Source organism: [Clostridium] aminophilum, assembly GCF_900101295.1.
Classification (GTDB): domain Bacteria; phylum Bacillota; class Clostridia; order Lachnospirales; family Lachnospiraceae; genus Clostridium_R; species Clostridium_R aminophilum_A.
On sequence record NZ_FOIL01000015.1, the window covers coordinates 42,294 to 59,405 of the forward strand.

Below are 17,112 nucleotides of genomic sequence, written 5' to 3' on the forward strand. Positions count from 1 at the left end.
CTCGAAATCTCACAACAAACCGTTGCTCAATTACTTGATGTAATCTACAGCAGCCTGGCCTGCGATACGTCCCATAACGGTGAAGTCGGATACTGCGGTTCCGCCGAGACGGTTGCCGCCGTGGATTCCGCCGGTTACCTCACCAGCAGCGAAGAGACCGGAGATGGTCTTGCTGTTGGTATCCAGAACCTCCGTGTTGGTGTTGATTTTTACACCGCCCATGGTGTGGTGGATTCCCGGAGCAACAAGGATTGCGTAGAACGGAGCCTTGGACAGATCATTCTCGTTGGAGAAGGAAGTACGTCCGAACTCTTCGTCCTTGCGGTCTGCATAGATCTTTGCCCAGCTCTCCATGGTCTTTGTGAAGTTCTCAGCCGGAACGTTCATTGCCTTTGCGAGCTCCTCAAAGGTCTGGCCGGTGACCGCATAGCCTGCATCCACATAACCCTGATATACAGCGGAGCCGTCCATCATTGCCTGGTCAAGGATCAGCCATACAGAACCGTCTTTCTGCTCCATCTCGGCAGCAGATACCTTGTCTCTGGTGGAAACTTCATCGTAGAAACGGTTTCCGTCCTTATTTACAAGGATCGCACCGTCGCCGCGAACGCCCTCGGTGATCAGGTGAGCATTGCCCTTTTCGTCCACGTGAACGGTCGGGTGAATCTGGATCTGATCCATATCGACAAGAGCAGCACCGGCATCCTCAGCCATCTTGATACCCTGTCCGAGAGCACCATCCGCATTGGTGGTAACAAAGCCCTTCAGGTCCGGACGATATTTCTCAACCATCTCTGCATTTGCACCGAAGCCGCCGGAAGCGAGAATAACTGCCTTTGCGTTTACGGTGATGGTGTTGCCGCTGGTTCCCTTACCCTCAACGCCGACAGCAGCGCCGTCTTTCATGAGGATCTTCTCAGCAGTGGTGTTGTAGAATACTTTTACGCCGCGGTCTTCTACGTTCTTGGTAAGGATCGGAACGATGTAAGCTCCGACTGCAGTGGTCTTGCCCTCTGCATTGACCGGACGGTGGATTCTCTTGACGGAAGCGCCGCCTGCTGCACCTACGGAGCTGAGATCAGCGCCGTGATCGTGGAGCCACTGGATGGAATCCGCAGAGTTTTTGGTCAGAGTCATGACAAGTTCCGGATCGTTGGTGCCGTGTCCGCCGATCATGGTATCGAGAGCCATCAGCTCAGCGGTATCGAAGTAACCTTCCGGTTTTGCCTGATAAGCATCCCACTGTTCCTGAACTGTAGCAGCGAGTTTTGTGATTGCCTCGTTATCGGCAAAATCCTTCTTTGCCTTCTCGAGAGTTGCGTTTACGCCTGCCTCCTCGGTGAACTTGTTCTTAGTCTGCTCCGGAGTCGCAGCGGCATTCATACCGCCGGTAGCGCGAACAGAGTTTCCGCCGCCCATGGCCTGGGACTCAAGGATGACAACGCTCTTTCCTGCATCGGCAGCAGTGATGGCAGCAGTCATACCGGCACCGCCCATACCGATGATGGCAACGTCTGCATCAACCGTCTCATCCTGAGCCGGAGCTGCTTCGCCTGCTGCCTTGGACTGGAGATCTTCCGGCTTCATGCCTGCTGATGCGAGAGCGGCAACCGCAGCAGCCTTGATCGCATCGGAAGTGATCGTAGCGCCGGAAATGCCGTCGACCTCAACAGAGTTTGCGGAAACCATGGCACCCGGCAGTTCGTCGATCGCCTTTGTTCCGATTCCCTGTGTCTCGCCCGGGCCTTCTACTTTGACATCGGTGATAACACCGTCTTTCAGCGTTAAGCTTACCTTTACCGGGTTGCTCTCGCCGGCCATACCTGCCGCGGAGCCCTCAAATGTGCCGGAAACACCTGCTGCGGATGCTTCTGCAGCGGCAGCGGTAGTAGCTGCTGCTCCGGACTTACTGCAGCCGGTCAGAGAGGCAAACAGTAAGGTGCCGGCAGCTGCAAGTGCAAGACCGGACTTTGTCATGAAGTTCTTTCTCATACTTCCTCCTAAAAGATTGTTGAAAATTTATCGAACTTATTATAGCAAAGGAAACTCTCATGATGGTATGAAATTTTTTCATGATTATGTGCCGGAAAAGGTGCTATTATATATAGTTGGGCATTTATTTATTCAAATGATGCAAAAAATGCGGAAGTCAGCATCGGGTTTGGCTGTTTTGTATAAAAATGCATTATACTGAATGGGTGGAGGAAATAATTATGAGATCGACAGCCAGGGACCTGACTGAAGGAAATATTCTGAAACAGATACTGATGTTTGCGCTTCCGCTGATGTTCGGCAATATTTTTCAGATGCTGTACAATACAGTGGATTCGATTGTAGTCGGACAGTTTGTCGGCACGGAGGCGCTTGCCGCCGTCGGTTCAACGACGATGATTACCAACATGGCCGTCTTTTTCTTCAACGGATTTTCGGTGGGAGCGGGGGTTGTCATCGGACGGTATTTCGGCGCAAAAGATATGAAAAAACTTCATCTCGCCATTGAAACGACGATGGCGTCGACCTTTCTTTTATGCGTCCTGTTTACCGTCGGCTTTATCTCAGCGGTGGATTTTATGCTGAAGTTCATGGACACGCCGGCGGACGTCTTTCATGAGGCGGCTGTTTACCTGAGAATCTACTTCGGAGGAATCTCGGGACTTCTGATTTATAATATCGGAAGCGGCATTCTCCGTGCGGTGGGAGATACGACCCGGCCGCTGATGTTTCTGATCCTGACGAGCGTGATGAATATCATTCTGGACCTTTTGTTTGTCATTCCGCTTCACATGGGTATCGCAGGGGTGGCGTACGCGACCATTCTCTCCCAGTTTATCTCCGCGGCTCTGACCCTTCTTCTGCTGATCCGCACACATGACATTTACCGGCTCGTGATCCGCGATCTGACGCTTGACCGCGCCCGTCTGAGAGAGATCTTTTCCATCGGCCTTCCCAACGGGATTCAGTCGGTGATTACGGCATTTTCCAACGTGTTTGTGCAGTCGTATATCAATTTCTTCGGATCCATCGCCATGGCCGGATGGGGCTGCTACAATAAAATCGATCAGTTTATCATGCTGCCGATGGCCAGCGTCGCGATGGCGGCGACCACCTTTGTCAGCCAGAATGTGGGCGCAAAAAAATTCCGGAGAGCCGATGAAGGCACACGGACTTCGATTATGCTCACCCTGTCCATCACCGGCATGATCGCGCTTATGATCTGGATCTTTGCGGAGAGAACCATCAGCATGTTTACGCAGGACGAGGGCGTCATCGCCTTCGGCACGTTTGCGCTTCGGCAGAATGTGTTCTTTCTGATGTTCAACTCCGTCAATCAGGTGCTTGCGGCGGCCATGAGAGGGCGCGGTGATTCGACGGGACCGATGATGATCATGCTGATCACCTTTGTCCTGTTCCGTCAGATCTATCTGTTTGTGGTGACGAGATATATTGCCAATATCCCGTCTCTGGTGGCATTCGGTTATCCCTTCGGCTGGATTACCTGCTGCATTCTGGAGGTGCTGTATTTCTGGATCCGGCATGGAAGAAGGGGAGAGAGTGCCGAATGAATTCCGGAGAATCCCGGCAGGACTGCCGGTATACTGTTTTCGTTTCATAGGACATTTCTCCGAAATTCCCTATGAAACAAAAACGCTCCGCGGACTTTGTTCTAAAAAAACGGGAGGAAAGACGTTTGCTTTCCTCCCGTTTTTCTATCCGTATTCACATATCATTTCGGCTCTCCGGCGGAAATCCGAGGGACAGCCGCCGGTTGCCGGTGAATTGCCAGGTTGCCGGTAAATTACTTTGTGCCAAAGATACGGTCGCCGGCATCGCCCAGACCCGGGCAGATGTAAGCGTTCTCGTTCAGGCATCTGTCTACATGACCAACGTAGATCTGAACATCCGGATGAGCCTCGTGAAGTCTCTTCAGACCTTCCGGAGCAGCAATGATAGCCATGAACTTGATCTTCTTTCCGCCGTGGTTCTTGATCATGGTGATCGCATCGGCAGCGGAACCGCCGGTTGCAAGCATCGGATCGGTGACTACGATGGTACGCTGCTCAATCGGATTCGGCAGCTTGCAGTAATACTCGTGCGGCTCATGAGTCTCCGGATCGCGGTAAAGACCGATGTGGCCAACCTTTGCGGACGGAACGAGAGCGAGGATACCGCCGGTCATTCCGAGACCAGCGCGCAGGATCGGTACAACCGCCAGCTTCTTGCCGGCAAGCATCGGAGTCATGCATGTCTCGATCGGAGTCTCGATCTCCTTATCTTCAACCGGAAGATCGCGGAGAGCCTCGTAGCCCATCAGCATTGCAATTTCCTCAATCAGAGAACGGAACTCCTGTGTTCCGGTAGCCTTATCGCGAAGAAGGGAGATTTTGTGCTGCAGCAGCGGGTGATCCAGAATTGTTACGTTAGTCATTGATTTACTCCTTTTTCTATATTGATCATTGGCAGTGTAAAACCGGCATCGGCCGGATAATATCCCATAACCTTACACATTATACAATAATTCTTCGTGAAATAACAGTGGTAGGGAATCGGAACGAAAAATTTGCAATCCTTGTATTCTTTGTATAAGAATTTTGTATATAATGAGTTATAGGCGGTTCTGTTGTCACAACAGTGAATCAAAAATTGATTTCGATCAAGAGATTTCGGGCGAAATCGTGGTATGAATAGGCAGTGTGAGATTACATGCAAGTCTTTGATGACAAAAGAACATCACAGAACACAGAAAAGGAGAAAATCATGGAAATGATTTCGATTGAGCAGGAACTGCGGAATAACTCTTACCCGGGCAGAGGAATCATCCTCGGAATGACGCCGGATGGCAGACATGCGGCAGCGGCATATTTCATCATGGGCAGAAGCTCCAACAGCCGCAACCGTGTATTTGTTGAGGACGGCGAGGGACATTTTATCAGCACCTATCAGCATGACGGGAATCCGCTTCCGAGTTTTGAGGGCGAGCCGAAGCGCATCGCCGTTCCGGATGATATCGATGCCTTTGCGGAGCTTCTGTGGAAGAGTCTCAACGAGGAGAACAAAGTCTCCCTGTTTGTCCGCTATATTAACATCGAAAACGGAACTTATGAGACACGCATTATAAATAAGAATAAATGAGGGCACAAACGATGAATGAAATTGCTTTAAAATACGGATGCAACCCGAATCAGAAACCGTCCCGCATCTTTATGGAAAATGGCGGCGATCTTCCGGTTACCGTTCTCAGCGGCAGACCGGGATATATCAATTTTCTGGATGCGCTGAACGGCTGGCAGCTGGTCAAAGAGCTGAAAGAGGCGACCGGTCTTCCGGCAGCGACATCCTTTAAACATGTTTCTCCGGCCGGCGCGGCAGTCGGACTTCCGCTCTCGGATACGCTGAAAAAGATTTACTGGGTGGATGATCAGGGCGACCTTTCTCCGCTTGCCTGTGCCTATGCACGTGCGAGAGGAGCGGACCGCATGTCTTCTTTTGGCGATTTTATCGCGCTTTCGGACCCGTGTGATGCCGCCACGGCAAAACTGATCAAGCGTGAGGTTTCGGACGGTGTCATTGCCCCGGGATATGAGCCGGAGGCGCTGGAGATCCTGAATGCGAAGAAGAACGGCAATTATAACGTGATTCAGATTGATTCTTCCTATGTCCCGGAGGCAATCGAGCGGAAGCAGGTGTTCGGCGTGACCTTTGAACAGGGACGCCAGAATTTCCATATCGGCGAGGAACTGCTGGAAAATATCGTCACGAAGAACCATGAGATTCCGGACAGCGCAAAGACCGATATGATCATTTCCCTGATTGTTCTGAAATACACCCAGTCCAACTCGGTGTGCTATGTGAAGGACGGACAGGCCATCGGCATCGGCGCGGGTCAGCAGTCGAGAATTCACTGCACGAGACTGGCTGGACAGAAGGCGGACAACTGGTGGAAGCGTCAGTCTCCGCAGGTGCTGGGCCTTCAGTTTGTGGACGGCATCAAGCGTGCCGACCGCGACAATGCGATCGACCTCTACATCGGGGATGAGTACGAGGATGTGCTTGCAGACGGCGCATGGGAGAAGATCTTCAAGGTAAAGCCGGAGGTGTTCACAAAGGAAGAGCAGAGAGCATGGCTGGATCAGCTGAAGGATGTCACCCTCGGATCCGACGCGTTCTTCCCGTTCGGAGACAATATCGAGAGAGCACACAAGTCCGGCGTTCAGTATGTGGCGGAACCGGGCGGCTCGATCCGTGACGATCATGTCATCGAGACGGCGGACAAGTATGGAATGGTGATCGCGTTCACCGGAATGAGACTGTTCCATCACTGAGCCGAGGTTATGACCGTCCGTTCTGACGGCTGACGGATCGTGACCGACGGAGAAAAAAATGAAATCAGAAGGTGCGGTTGACGGATCTCTCTAAGAGCCTGGGAGCCGGGAAGCAGACGGCGCCTTCTGTTTTTTTTCGGCAGACGGAGAAAAAGTAAGCCGCGCCGGTCGGAGGTCGGGCCCGCTCGGGGAAGCGACGATTATTCGAAGAACCGGGCACCGCCCAATACGGTACATACGTTCCTTGTCTGTGCTGTAAGAATTATTGGTTGCAATTTATACACAATTTTAGTAAAATGTTTCTCGTGACACGAAGCGCCGGCGTGTCGGAATGGCAGACGAGGGAGACTCAAAATCTCTTGTTGGAAACAACGTGCGGGTTCGAGTCCCGCCGCCGGCATCCTTGGCAGGGGCAATACGGACCGCTCAGCTGTGAGATATTCTCATGGCTGGGCGGTTTTTCCTTATATGAGCTGTCATTACAACAGCAACTGACGTTAGCATATCAAGAAGTGCGTGATTGCAATGTCTATAGCAGTAATTTCGGCCTTTCATTAAGTGAAACGGAATTTGTTCGATTGTTCTTGAAATAGTACAAAATTTAAAATATAATACTAAAAGAAGACAGAAAACTTCACGCAGTTCACGAAGGAAATATCACCAATGAAGTTGCGTGTTCATTTTTCGGAATCACCGGGAAATGTTCCGCAGGAAAAACGCTGAATGGAGAGAATCTGCTGACTGAAATCAGGAAAGGAGCAATACCATGAACATCACATCGTTTAACCCGCTGATTATTACCGATAAGGCTGATGAAGTGATCGCGTTGTTTGAAGCACTGGGCTTTGAGAAACGTCACACAAAAACCGGTATTGACGACAAGGCCTTTACCAGCGTTCGAATGAGATACACCAATGAAGAAGGAAAGGTATTTCACGTCGATGTGACGTCGGCAGACGTTCCGCAGACGATAACATCGATCCGCATGAATGTCAGTGACTTCGATGAAACATATGAAATGCTGAAAGCAAAGGGATTTACGAACGTGCAGGGTGACAAGATCACCGATACCGGATCTTCGGTGGCAACCATGATGGTTTCCCCAACCGGATATACCATCTCCGTTGCCAAGCACATCAAAAAGGACGAATAAGACCACAGGATTATTGTCCGGAGGATGAACGGAAGAAGGCAGAAAAAGGAGTCTGCCGGATCCGTGTCGGAATGAAACACGCGAGGAATTGTCTCGGGCCTTCTATGATTTCAAATCATAGAAGGCCTGATTTGTGTCCGGCGCGGCAGTCAAAGCTGTGATTGGAGCTGCCGTCAGAAGCGGGGAGCTGCCGTCAGAGCCGTGGAGTTGCCGTCAGACCGGGGAGAAGTGAAAGACAAAACCGAGGTCGGAGTATCAGTCAGGGTTGTCCCGCCGCGATGGACAAATGCTCCGGAAGAAGGTAAAATAAAATCTTGCATCAGGGAAAAGCGGATCAATGCGCTTCCTCAGAATGATGTTTGATTGATACATTCCAGACATTCGGAAAACGGAGAAACGATGACAGACGAACTTTTGAACCGGAAAACCTATCGGACCGACATCGGACCGATGTGCATGTCGCTGAACGAGCACGCGCGGTATCTGGCCCTTCGCGCGGAAGAAACTCCCCGGGCCAAGGCCGCACGACTGAAGCCATATCGGCTTGTCAAAGCCGTGGTGTTCGATATGGACGGCGTGATCTTTGATTCGGAGCGTCTTGTTCTGAATAGCTGGAAAATGGTGGCGGATCGCGAAAACATCCCGGAGATTGAGGAAACTGTCCGGAAGTGTCTCGGCACGAACCGGGAAGTGTCCCGAAGAATTTTTCTCGAAGCCTATGGAGAAGACTTTCCATATGATACACTGAAACAGGAGGCGGCCGGGATCTACCACCGGATGGCCGACGGCGGAAAGCTTCCGCTCATGCGCGGTGTGAGAGAACTCCTTGGGTTTCTGAGGGAGGAAAAGCGGAAGATTGCGCTGGCATCCTCCACCAGAGAAGAGGTGGTTGTCGCGGAACTTCGCGATGCGGGACTGCTGGAGTTCTTCGATGAGGTGGTATGCGGCGACATGCTGCAGCGCAGCAAACCGGAGCCGGATATTTATCTCATGGCCTGCGAGCGGATCGGCGTTGATCCGAAGGAGGCATATGCGGTGGAGGATTCCTATAACGGAATCCGTTCAGCGTATGCGGCCGGGATGCATCCGGTCATGGTTCCGGACATGATGCCGCCGACGGAAGAGATGGAAGAAAAAAGTGAGATTATCCTGACTTCTCTGGAAGAATTGCAGGATTATTTCCGGGTGCTGTTTGCATAAATTCAGGCAGTCAGTGCCGGGACAAAACCAAAAGGGGAGAGCGGATGGAACCGTTCCCGGCAAAAAACTGTACAACGGATGAACTGGCCTTTTTCGGCGGAGGTATCGGATGACTCATATTATGACAAGAGATTCTGTGGAAAAACTCAGCTGCGCGGAGGAGGAACGCCTTGTGGAACCTTACATCCGCGATCAGCTCCGGGGCGCAAAGCTTTCCGCATTTCTCAAACATCTCGACTCCTGTGAGTCCTGTCGGGAGGAACTGGAAATATATTATATGATCGATACCGGTCTGAAACAGCTGGACCGCTCCGGCGATCTCGGACCGATGAATATCGCCGGGAGCCTGAAACAGAAAGTGGCTGCGTCCCATGCGAAAATGCATTTTCTCAGGAATCTGTATATCGGAAGCGTCGCCGTCTACACACTGACGGTGATGGCGATCGTGATGACGATGCTTCTGCAGATTCGGGTTTGGATCTTTAAGTGAGGTGTACTTTGGATAAAATACTTCTGATCGACGGACATAGTATTATGAACCGCGCGTTCTACGGCGTTCCGGAACTGACCAATTCCAAGGGGCTGCATACCAATGCGGTGTACGGTTTCCTGAATATCATGCTGAAGGTGATCGAGGAGGAACAGGCGGATCACCTGGCGGTGGCGTTTGATCTGTCCGCGCCGACATTTCGCCATAAAATGTTCTCCGAATATAAGGGGACCAGAAAGCCGATGCCGGAGGAACTTCGGGAGCAGATCCCGGTGATCAAGGATGTCCTGAAGGCGATGAATATTCCGATTCTTTCGATGGAAGGGTTTGAGGCGGATGATATTCTCGGAACGGTCGCGAAGCGAATGCAGGCGGAAGGAAAAGAAGTTTCCATCCTCTCGGGAGACCGGGATCTTCTGCAGCTCTCCGACGAGCACATCAAGATCTGCCTGCCGAAGACCGTAAAGCGTGTGACGGAAGTGCATTACTACTATCCGGAGGATGTAAAGAGAGAGTACGGAATCGCCCCGATCGAGGTCATTGACCTGAAGGCTCTTATGGGTGATTCGTCCGATAATATCCCGGGTGTGCCGTCGGTGGGCGAGAAGACGGCGACGGCAATTATCAGCGCCTATCATACCATCGAAGAAGCGTATGAGCATGTGGATGAGCTGAAGCCGCCGCGTGCACAGAAGGCGCTGCGGGAACACTGGGATATGGCCGTGATGAGCAAACAGCTTGCCACGATCAACATTCATGTGGAGATTCCGTTCTCGTTTGAAGACGCGCATGTGGGCAATATGTTCAGCCCGGAAGGATATCAGTGGATGAAAGACCTCGAGTTCCGCGCGCTTGCACAGCGTTTTGCGGGCGCGGATGCGGGGGAGACGGAACCTTCTGTGACATTTACGGCAGTGACGGAACGGAAGAAGGCGGATGATCTTTTTGCAAAGGCAAAAAAGGCTTCATCGGCCGGCATTCAGCTTGAGATTGCGGACGGACAGATTCTTGCCTGCGGACTTGCCTTTGGTCTGGAAGAGGCGTTCGTTCTGGTCGCGGAGCAGGAAAAACAGGAAGAGGAGACCTGCACCCAGCTCGAGATGTTCCCGGAGCTTTCGGGACGCAATGCCGATCCGGATAAACCGGCATCGGATGGCCGGGACAATGCGCTGAATGCACGGTATCTTGCGGAAAAAGCGGAGGAGCTCTTCCGCGTTCATCCGAAACTGACCGTGATGGATCTGAAGGGACAGCTTCCTTTTCTGAAGAATACGGACCGGACGGTCGTGGACGGCGGACGCAATGACGGCGGAAACCGCGCGGTGATGGATGCCGGAATCGCGGGATATCTTCTGAACCCGCTGAAGGACACATACGGCTATGACGATATCGCCAGAGATTACCTTGGAATGACCATTCCGGCAAAAGAGGAACTTCTCGGAAAATGCACCCTTGCGCAGGCGCTTTCCGGAATCGCGGAAACCGGCAGAAAATCAAAGAAAGAAAGCGATGGGGATACAGCCCCGGAGGAGCTTCGGAAGAAGGCTTTCGAGGTAATCGGCTATGATGCTTATATCGCCTGGAAGTCGAGAGAGGTGCTCGAAGACAAGATGCGGGAGACCGGCATGCTCGATCTTTTCTATGATATCGAGATGCCGACGGTATATACGCTTTATCATATGGAAGAAGAGGGAATTATCGTTCTTCCGGAGGAACTGAAAGCGTATGCCGCAAAACTTCAGGTGCGGATCGATGAACTGGAAAAGGAGATTTATGCCGAGACCGGCCGCGAGTTTAATATCAATTCACCGAAACAGCTTGGCGAGATTCTGTTCGGCGAGATGAATCTCCCGGGCGGAAAGAAGACGAAGACCGGTTATTCCACCGCGGCGGCGGTTCTCGACAAACTCGCGCCGGATTATCCCTTTGTCCAGAAGGTTCTGGACTACCGCCAGTATACCAAGCTGAAATCGACCTATGCGGAAGGACTCCAGCAGTACATCCGCGAGGACGGCAGGATTCACGGCACGTTTAACCAGACGATCACGGCGACCGGACGAATCAGCAGCACGGAGCCGAATCTCCAGAATATTCCGGTTCGCATGGAACTCGGACGGGAACTGCGAAAACTCTTTGTACCGCAGGAAGGCTGCATTTTTACCGATGCGGATTATTCCCAGATCGAGCTCCGCGTTCTGGCGGGCATGTCGGGGGATGAGAATCTGATCGCAGCGTACCGTGATGCGGAAGACATTCATGCCATCACGGCATCCCAGGTCTTCCATGTTCCGCTTTCCGAGGTGACGCCGGAGCTCCGGCGCAACGCGAAAGCCGTAAATTTCGGTATCGTCTACGGCATCAGCAATTTCGGCCTCAGCAACAACCTCAGCATCTCCAGACAGGAGGCTGCCGGGTACATTGAGCGGTATTTTGAGGCATACCCGGGCGTAAAGCAGTTTATCGACCGTCTGGTCAGCGATGCGAAGGAAAAACACTATTCGGAGACGCTGTTCGGCAGAAGACGCCCGATTCCGGAGCTGGAGAGCGGCAATTTCATGCAGCGCCAGTTCGGTGAGCGTGTGGCGATGAACGCCCCCATTCAGGGGACGGCGGCCGATATCATCAAGATTGCAATGATCCGCGTCGACCGGAGACTTCGCAGGGAGGGACTGAAGTCGCGTCTGGTTCTCCAGATCCACGATGAACTTCTGATTGAGACCAGGAAAGACGAGGCGGAAGCGGTGCGGAACATTCTTTCCGAGGAAATGAAGCATGCGGCTGATCTTCCGGTATCGCTGGAGATCAGCATGTCCGAGGGACAGTCCTGGTTTGAGACGAAGTAACGCTTCTGTAAAAAAGAGATAAGCATAACCATGAACAGCGGCATGAGGCGATAACGCTTCGTGCTGCTGTTTTTTTGTGTGATGACGGCGATTTCAGCAAAAATAATTGCTTGAAAGGAACTGCATGTATTGCCTTGCAAGGGAAGCAATCTTCTTTTGTAAAGTAGCTGATTTGACAGGAAAGAATTGAATATTTGATAGGAGTTTAGAAAGTAAGGACCACTACCAATGAACGTTTCCATAATTGTTAGAACAAAAATCTAACGCATGGAGGTCATTACATGGTAGTGGTCCTTGATTATCTCGGATTCTTAGGAATTAGCTTGTTCGTCCTGAGGCGTGACTCAATATCGAGAGCGATCTACGAACGCTTTCCCAGAGATTAAGCGCATACCCATTTTTAAGGTCTTCGTGTTACGAAAAAAATGCCGAGAGATCCATTTATGGTTATTTCTCCACTTTTATAATAATATGATCAAAGCTGTCGTAGTTTATGGTTAAGAATACATCTCCGCCATGGAAAAAGTTCCGTTCCCACGTAGCTTTAAACTGTTTATCATTACTAACAACATCTGTAGTAAATCCCTTTTCCTTGCATTTCATGATATAGTCCTCAATTTCGCTCTTCGTCAAGCCATAAACCGTTGCTTCAAAAGATTTATTTTCATCTTTTGTTAAGAAGCCGTAAACTGTTCCTCCTATTCCATCCATTTCAGGAAGCACTGAAGTCATGCTTGGGGTTGTCCACTCAAATGTGCTACATATTACCGAGGCTTCTAGACAGTTTGAATTCCGAGCCACAATTAAGTTGCTTTCATTTGTGGCTCTAAAAAAAGCGGTATTGCTAAATATATTGCAACGATATCCTGATTCTTGGCATTGTTTTGTGTAAGCCTCGAAACGTGTTGAAGATACTTTGTCGAATGAAACAGTATTTCGATTTTCTTCGTTTATTAATACTTTGCCACCGCTCTCATATATTTGTGGAAAAACCTCTGAAAGTAATAATTCAGACCAATCAAAGCTTTTCTGGAAATCTATGGTCACCTCATCTGCATCACAGAAAACAGATAACCTCATTCCGTCTTTGTTGTATCCAATAAAACTGTTTTTGCTTTGAATAACATTTTTGTTGTAACCGAATTCTACGCAACTATCAATGTATTCGTTTATGTAACTGTCTTCGGAATACTTAAGAGTTACATTAAAAGCTTCATCTGTATTGATATGAGTTATTCCGGAATAAAAATATCCGGTGGGAATACAATTTGATAAGAACAGGCTATTCCATGCAAATGGGGGAACTATAGTGGTTTCAATATACTTGTCTCCTTGGACTATTTTGGCAAAATATCCACCTTGGTTAAATGCTTTATAACTTCGTCCATGATCTTCGCTTTCTATAGTGAAGCCTTTTTTCTTTATTTTGTCTATCCAAGAACCATAGTCTTTATCGGACTCATACTCGAATCCAAATTGCAAGAGGTCGCTAGTATCGCTGTACAGGACACCATTGATTGGGTCAAATTTCGGAACATACTTCGATAATACTCCAAGGTTATCCCATTCAATATATTTTCCATATTTTAACTCCGTGATTTTTTCCTTATAGTTGATTCTGCACATGAAGTATACAGAACCAGCAGTCATAAAAAGGCTCAGAATAAGAAAAAGAATACTCCCTGACGAACGAAAAAATCTTACTATTCTGAATCCAGCCAACACTGACGAAAGACATAATAAAATGGCAAGGATGCTCAAGACCATCGCAATGGGGCTTCCAAATATTTTCGCTAACGCAAAGATTATTATAAGAATAACTATTAAGGCAATGTCTATTTCCAATACTTGGGATTTTTGAAATGATTTACGTATCTCTTTTATTGAGGTGTTCATTTTTTCAGCCGCCACAGTTTTGGTTAGAAAGTTATCTACCGCTGTAATTCTTCCATATACTTCTTCTATACGTTGATCAGAGATACCGAGCGCTTTAGCCCTTTCATAACAGTCGTCAGCTAAAACTTTATAGGCTTTTGCAAGTTTCAGTTCATCTTCCTGCAATTCACCATCACCGTTTTTGTCATAGTTTACTATCTGCTTATTAGCAAGAATAAGAAATTCCAAAATATCTTCTTTGGTATTTTGGATGTGATAGTTCTCTATGAATGAGGTTTTTTCGTCTATTTCGGATTTCTTGTTTAACTCTTTGATAAAGTCATTTATTGAATTGGTGGTGTTATTTTCTCTTATTTCAAAACCGCAGGCAGGACAGAAAGCACAAAACGATTCCAGATGAGCCCCACAGTTTGGACATTTATAGATTTTCCCAAGGAATTGTATTTCTCGTTCTTCAGCCATTTTGACCTCTTAATATAATAAAAAAATATTTGATGTAGGTGCCTTGATATGAAACAAATGCTTTATTTGTTCTCAGTTGGAATCGGGGGCATTTCGGTACCGTTACCTGTATTAGTTCCATTATTAAAAAGACCGAACAGGGCAGGAACGTCCCCGGCTTTAATCCAATTTACCATTCCTGATTTCCATACCAGTGTTTCTTTATTTATTTCGCCTGCTCCAATCATTTTAGCAAGTGTGATTAAATCATAAGGGCCAGTTGCCTGTCCATTAACTGCTACATTGTAACAAACTGAAGAAATATTGGACGGATTTGTATTTCCAGGCATTTTGGAACTGTTCATTTGAGACATGGCACTATTCATTGTATTGGCAAGATTTTGACCAACAACGCTGCCTAATGTCATACTTGCCATTATTGAGGCCATATTTACACCATTGTCTGAGCATGAGCTTCCACCAAGATTTATATCGCCGGCGCCGTTCGAACCCATCTGACCTAAAGCATTTGCGCCTGCAATACCAACATCTGCCTGTTTCTCAGTCTGGAAAGCATCCATATTTGCGCTTTGAGTTTGTTTATGCCGAGCATATTGATCTTCTTCACGCTGTATTCTTAATGTTTCCTCAAGGTTTTCAATTTCTATTTGCTGCATATCACGAATGTTTTTAACTTTTGCCTCTTTTTCAGCATTAAGGGTAGCAATAGTGACATCCTTTGTGACTTCCATCAACTGTTTGTAGCCGAGACTTGTTTTATCAATCTCAATATTACTAATATCTAAATCGGATACTTCGATTCCAAATGATTCCCTGAATCTTTCGGTAATGACATATTCAATCTCATCGTTTATCTGTGCAATTTTACTTTCAATTTGAATCAGGGGAATATCATTCTTTGCAGGTGCGTTGATAACGATATCTTTAATATATCTATTGACAGCATTTCTGATTTCACTTTGCAGATTCTCAAGTTTAAAATCAATCAAACGATGCAATTTGATAAACTCTTTATAGTTACTTATCCTAAAAGTGATAGTTCCGTGAACAGCAACGGGGGTGCAGAAATCGGTAAATCTAGGATCATAAACATCGAAATAAGGAACGGCAAATTTCGTCTGAATGATTTTGGCGAGGTTAATAAAATAAATCTCAGCCTGAAAAGGCGAAACACCATCAAATGCTAGTCCGTAAATACTTGCTAAAACAGGAAAATTAGATGTCTTTATAGTCTGATCAAACGGTCCTTCGATATAATCTTGCATTAATCCATTCTTCTGCTTATATACAAAGACAGCTACTTCTCCGTCCTTGACTCGTAAGTGTGAATTCCAACGGATTTCATTTTCTCTGTTGTTAGAGCCAGCAGGTGCGTCTGCCGGATGCCACTTCCAAATCAAGTAAGATCCTTCATCGCATCTTATTACATCCATGAAGCCGCCAGTTTTTGCGTGGTTGAATAATCTCATATTTATCTGCCTCCTGTGCTGAATATGAGTATCTATTAGACTGCAAAAAAGATAAATAAAGAATATCTGATTATTTACTCGTTAGTTTTAACTGCATCGCATATGTCTCCGATATTGCAATCAAAATAGTCGCATATACGCAAAAGTACTGATAACGCAACTTCTTCATTTCGACGGAGCTTCGTCATCGTACCGGTTGCGATGCTTAAATCTTTTCTGAAATCAGCCTGTTGGATTCCCTTCTCGACAAGCATTAGCCATAGCTTTTTATAGCTAATCTCCATTTGCATACCTCCAAATAGTGAACCAACCTTAAATTTATGTAGTCAAATAATTAAGTGAGTTATAAATTATAGATAAATTATAGAACACCACCCATATTTTAGCGACAATCGTGATGAATATCAATACAAAGTTGCTAAAAATTCGCATGATGTTGCGAGCTTTTAGCAACTAAGCAAGCATATAATGGGGGTAATAAATCTATAGGGTAACGTTATTTATAAGATTCTGGATGCCAAGTCTGGGATCTGTTTTATGTGAAAATTGCACAAAATAACGGGGATTATAGCACTGATTAGATGTGAGATAATATTGAAATTTTGTAAAATAATTTCTGATAATAACTAATATTATTAAAGGCCTAAATTTTAATATCTCCTTAGTGTTCGATATTTCTCTATGGAACCCGCATAAAGTACAGGGGTTTCTGGATTATCCTACACTATGTAATTTGTTATGGATTGATATAGATTTTTTGTTTTGTGGCACTCGATGTGGCACTCGATGCATCCGAGATTTGGATATCCTAAAGGTTATTTTTTCAAACATTTGTTTCTCTGTAGATTAAGCCCAGATAAGTATAACCATGAACAGCAGCAGATAGTGTCAATAATTTTTCGCAAATTCATTTTCACCCGTCGGCTCACCATCGTTAACTGACTGCAGACTGATCGTCAACCTTGCGCTGAAGTTCCAGGTCGAAGAGGTGATTCATGTTCAGATATCGTTTGGATCCCCAGTTTGATGCGGCCACATGGCGCAGGCGAGCGCAGACCAACATCAGGGCACTTTGACCGTCCGGGAAAGCCCCAATCGCTTTTGTACGGCGCTTGATTTCCCGGTTAACCCGTTCTGTTGTATTGTTGGTTCGGATCCTGTTCCAGTGTTCGGTTGGATAGTCCATGTATGTGAGCGTCTCTTCGATGCCTTCTTCAACTTTATGCGCAGCTTGGGAAAGCTTCATTTCACGAAGCTTTTCAGCAACAGCGGCTGCTTT

At 47.8% G+C, this 17,112-nt stretch carries 13 protein-coding genes and 1 tRNA gene; 8 read left to right on the forward strand and 6 right to left on the reverse strand.

From position 1 onward, the window contains the following. Positions 1 to 30 precede the first annotated feature (30 nt). Positions 31 to 1,992, reverse strand: coding sequence for a flavocytochrome c (locus tag BMW41_RS05715; RefSeq protein ID WP_074649254.1), 1,962 nt, complete (start codon positions 1,990 to 1,992; stop codon positions 31 to 33). Positions 1,993 to 2,213: 221 nt separating this feature from the next. Between BMW41_RS05715 and BMW41_RS05720 the strand changes: the two genes are divergently transcribed. Beyond that, positions 2,214 to 3,563 (forward strand): MATE family efflux transporter, encoded by a 1,350-nt coding sequence (locus BMW41_RS05720; protein WP_074649255.1) that lies wholly within the window; start codon positions 2,214 to 2,216, stop codon positions 3,561 to 3,563. Between the two features lie 233 nt (positions 3,564 to 3,796). On the opposite strand, the gene upp is transcribed toward BMW41_RS05720, so the two are convergent. After that, positions 3,797 to 4,426: a uracil phosphoribosyltransferase gene (upp, locus tag BMW41_RS05730; protein WP_031472865.1), complete on the reverse strand. Its 630-nt coding sequence runs from the start codon at positions 4,424 to 4,426 to the stop codon at positions 3,797 to 3,799. 329 nt (positions 4,427 to 4,755) lie between these two features. Here upp and BMW41_RS05735 point away from each other — a divergent pair, with 329 nt between their 5' ends. From BMW41_RS05735 to polA, 7 genes are all read left to right on the forward strand, one after another. After that, positions 4,756 to 5,130, forward strand: coding sequence for an IMP cyclohydrolase (locus BMW41_RS05735; protein ID WP_074649257.1), 375 nt, complete (start codon positions 4,756 to 4,758; stop codon positions 5,128 to 5,130). Positions 5,131 to 5,141: 11 nt separating this feature from the next. Continuing rightward, entirely contained in the window at positions 5,142 to 6,320 is a 1,179-nt protein-coding gene (locus BMW41_RS05740) for a phosphoribosylaminoimidazolecarboxamide formyltransferase (RefSeq protein ID WP_074649258.1), read from the forward strand. A 317-nt stretch (positions 6,321 to 6,637) separates the two neighbouring features. Further along, positions 6,638 to 6,720: transfer RNA gene (locus tag BMW41_RS05745), tRNA-Leu, on the forward strand. A gap of 366 nt (positions 6,721 to 7,086) precedes the next feature. Continuing rightward, a complete protein-coding gene (locus BMW41_RS05750) occupies positions 7,087 to 7,473 on the forward strand; it encodes a VOC family protein (protein WP_031472859.1) in 387 nt (128 codons plus the stop codon). A 399-nt stretch (positions 7,474 to 7,872) separates the two neighbouring features. Continuing rightward, positions 7,873 to 8,673 carry an HAD family hydrolase gene (locus BMW41_RS05755; RefSeq protein WP_242870299.1) on the forward strand — a complete coding sequence of 267 codons (801 nt, stop codon included), beginning with the start codon at positions 7,873 to 7,875 and terminating at the stop codon, positions 8,671 to 8,673. A gap of 109 nt (positions 8,674 to 8,782) precedes the next feature. Further along, a complete protein-coding gene (locus BMW41_RS05760; RefSeq protein ID WP_081844192.1) occupies positions 8,783 to 9,163 on the forward strand; it encodes an anti-sigma factor in 381 nt (126 codons plus the stop codon). Positions 9,164 to 9,171: 8 nt separating this feature from the next. Beyond that, the gene (gene polA, locus BMW41_RS05765; RefSeq protein ID WP_074649259.1) at positions 9,172 to 12,006 is read left to right on the forward strand and encodes a DNA polymerase I; all 2,835 of its coding nucleotides are present in this window, start codon (positions 9,172 to 9,174) and stop codon (positions 12,004 to 12,006) included. A gap of 447 nt (positions 12,007 to 12,453) precedes the next feature. On the opposite strand, the gene BMW41_RS05770 is transcribed toward polA, so the two are convergent. The 4 genes from BMW41_RS05770 to BMW41_RS05785 form a co-directional block, all read right to left on the reverse strand. Further along, a complete protein-coding gene (locus BMW41_RS05770; RefSeq protein ID WP_074649260.1) occupies positions 12,454 to 14,364 on the reverse strand; it encodes a zinc ribbon domain-containing protein in 1,911 nt (636 codons plus the stop codon). A gap of 62 nt (positions 14,365 to 14,426) precedes the next feature. Then, entirely contained in the window at positions 14,427 to 15,833 is a 1,407-nt protein-coding gene (locus tag BMW41_RS05775; RefSeq protein ID WP_074649261.1) for an SPFH domain-containing protein, read from the reverse strand. Between the two features lie 74 nt (positions 15,834 to 15,907). Further along, positions 15,908 to 16,117 carry a helix-turn-helix domain-containing protein gene (locus BMW41_RS05780; RefSeq protein ID WP_074649262.1) on the reverse strand — a complete coding sequence of 70 codons (210 nt, stop codon included), beginning with the start codon at positions 16,115 to 16,117 and terminating at the stop codon, positions 15,908 to 15,910. 650 nt (positions 16,118 to 16,767) lie between these two features. Then, positions 16,768 to 17,112, reverse strand: a 345-nt coding sequence (locus BMW41_RS05785) for a transposase (RefSeq protein ID WP_177171172.1), incomplete at its 5' end; no start/stop codon positions are given.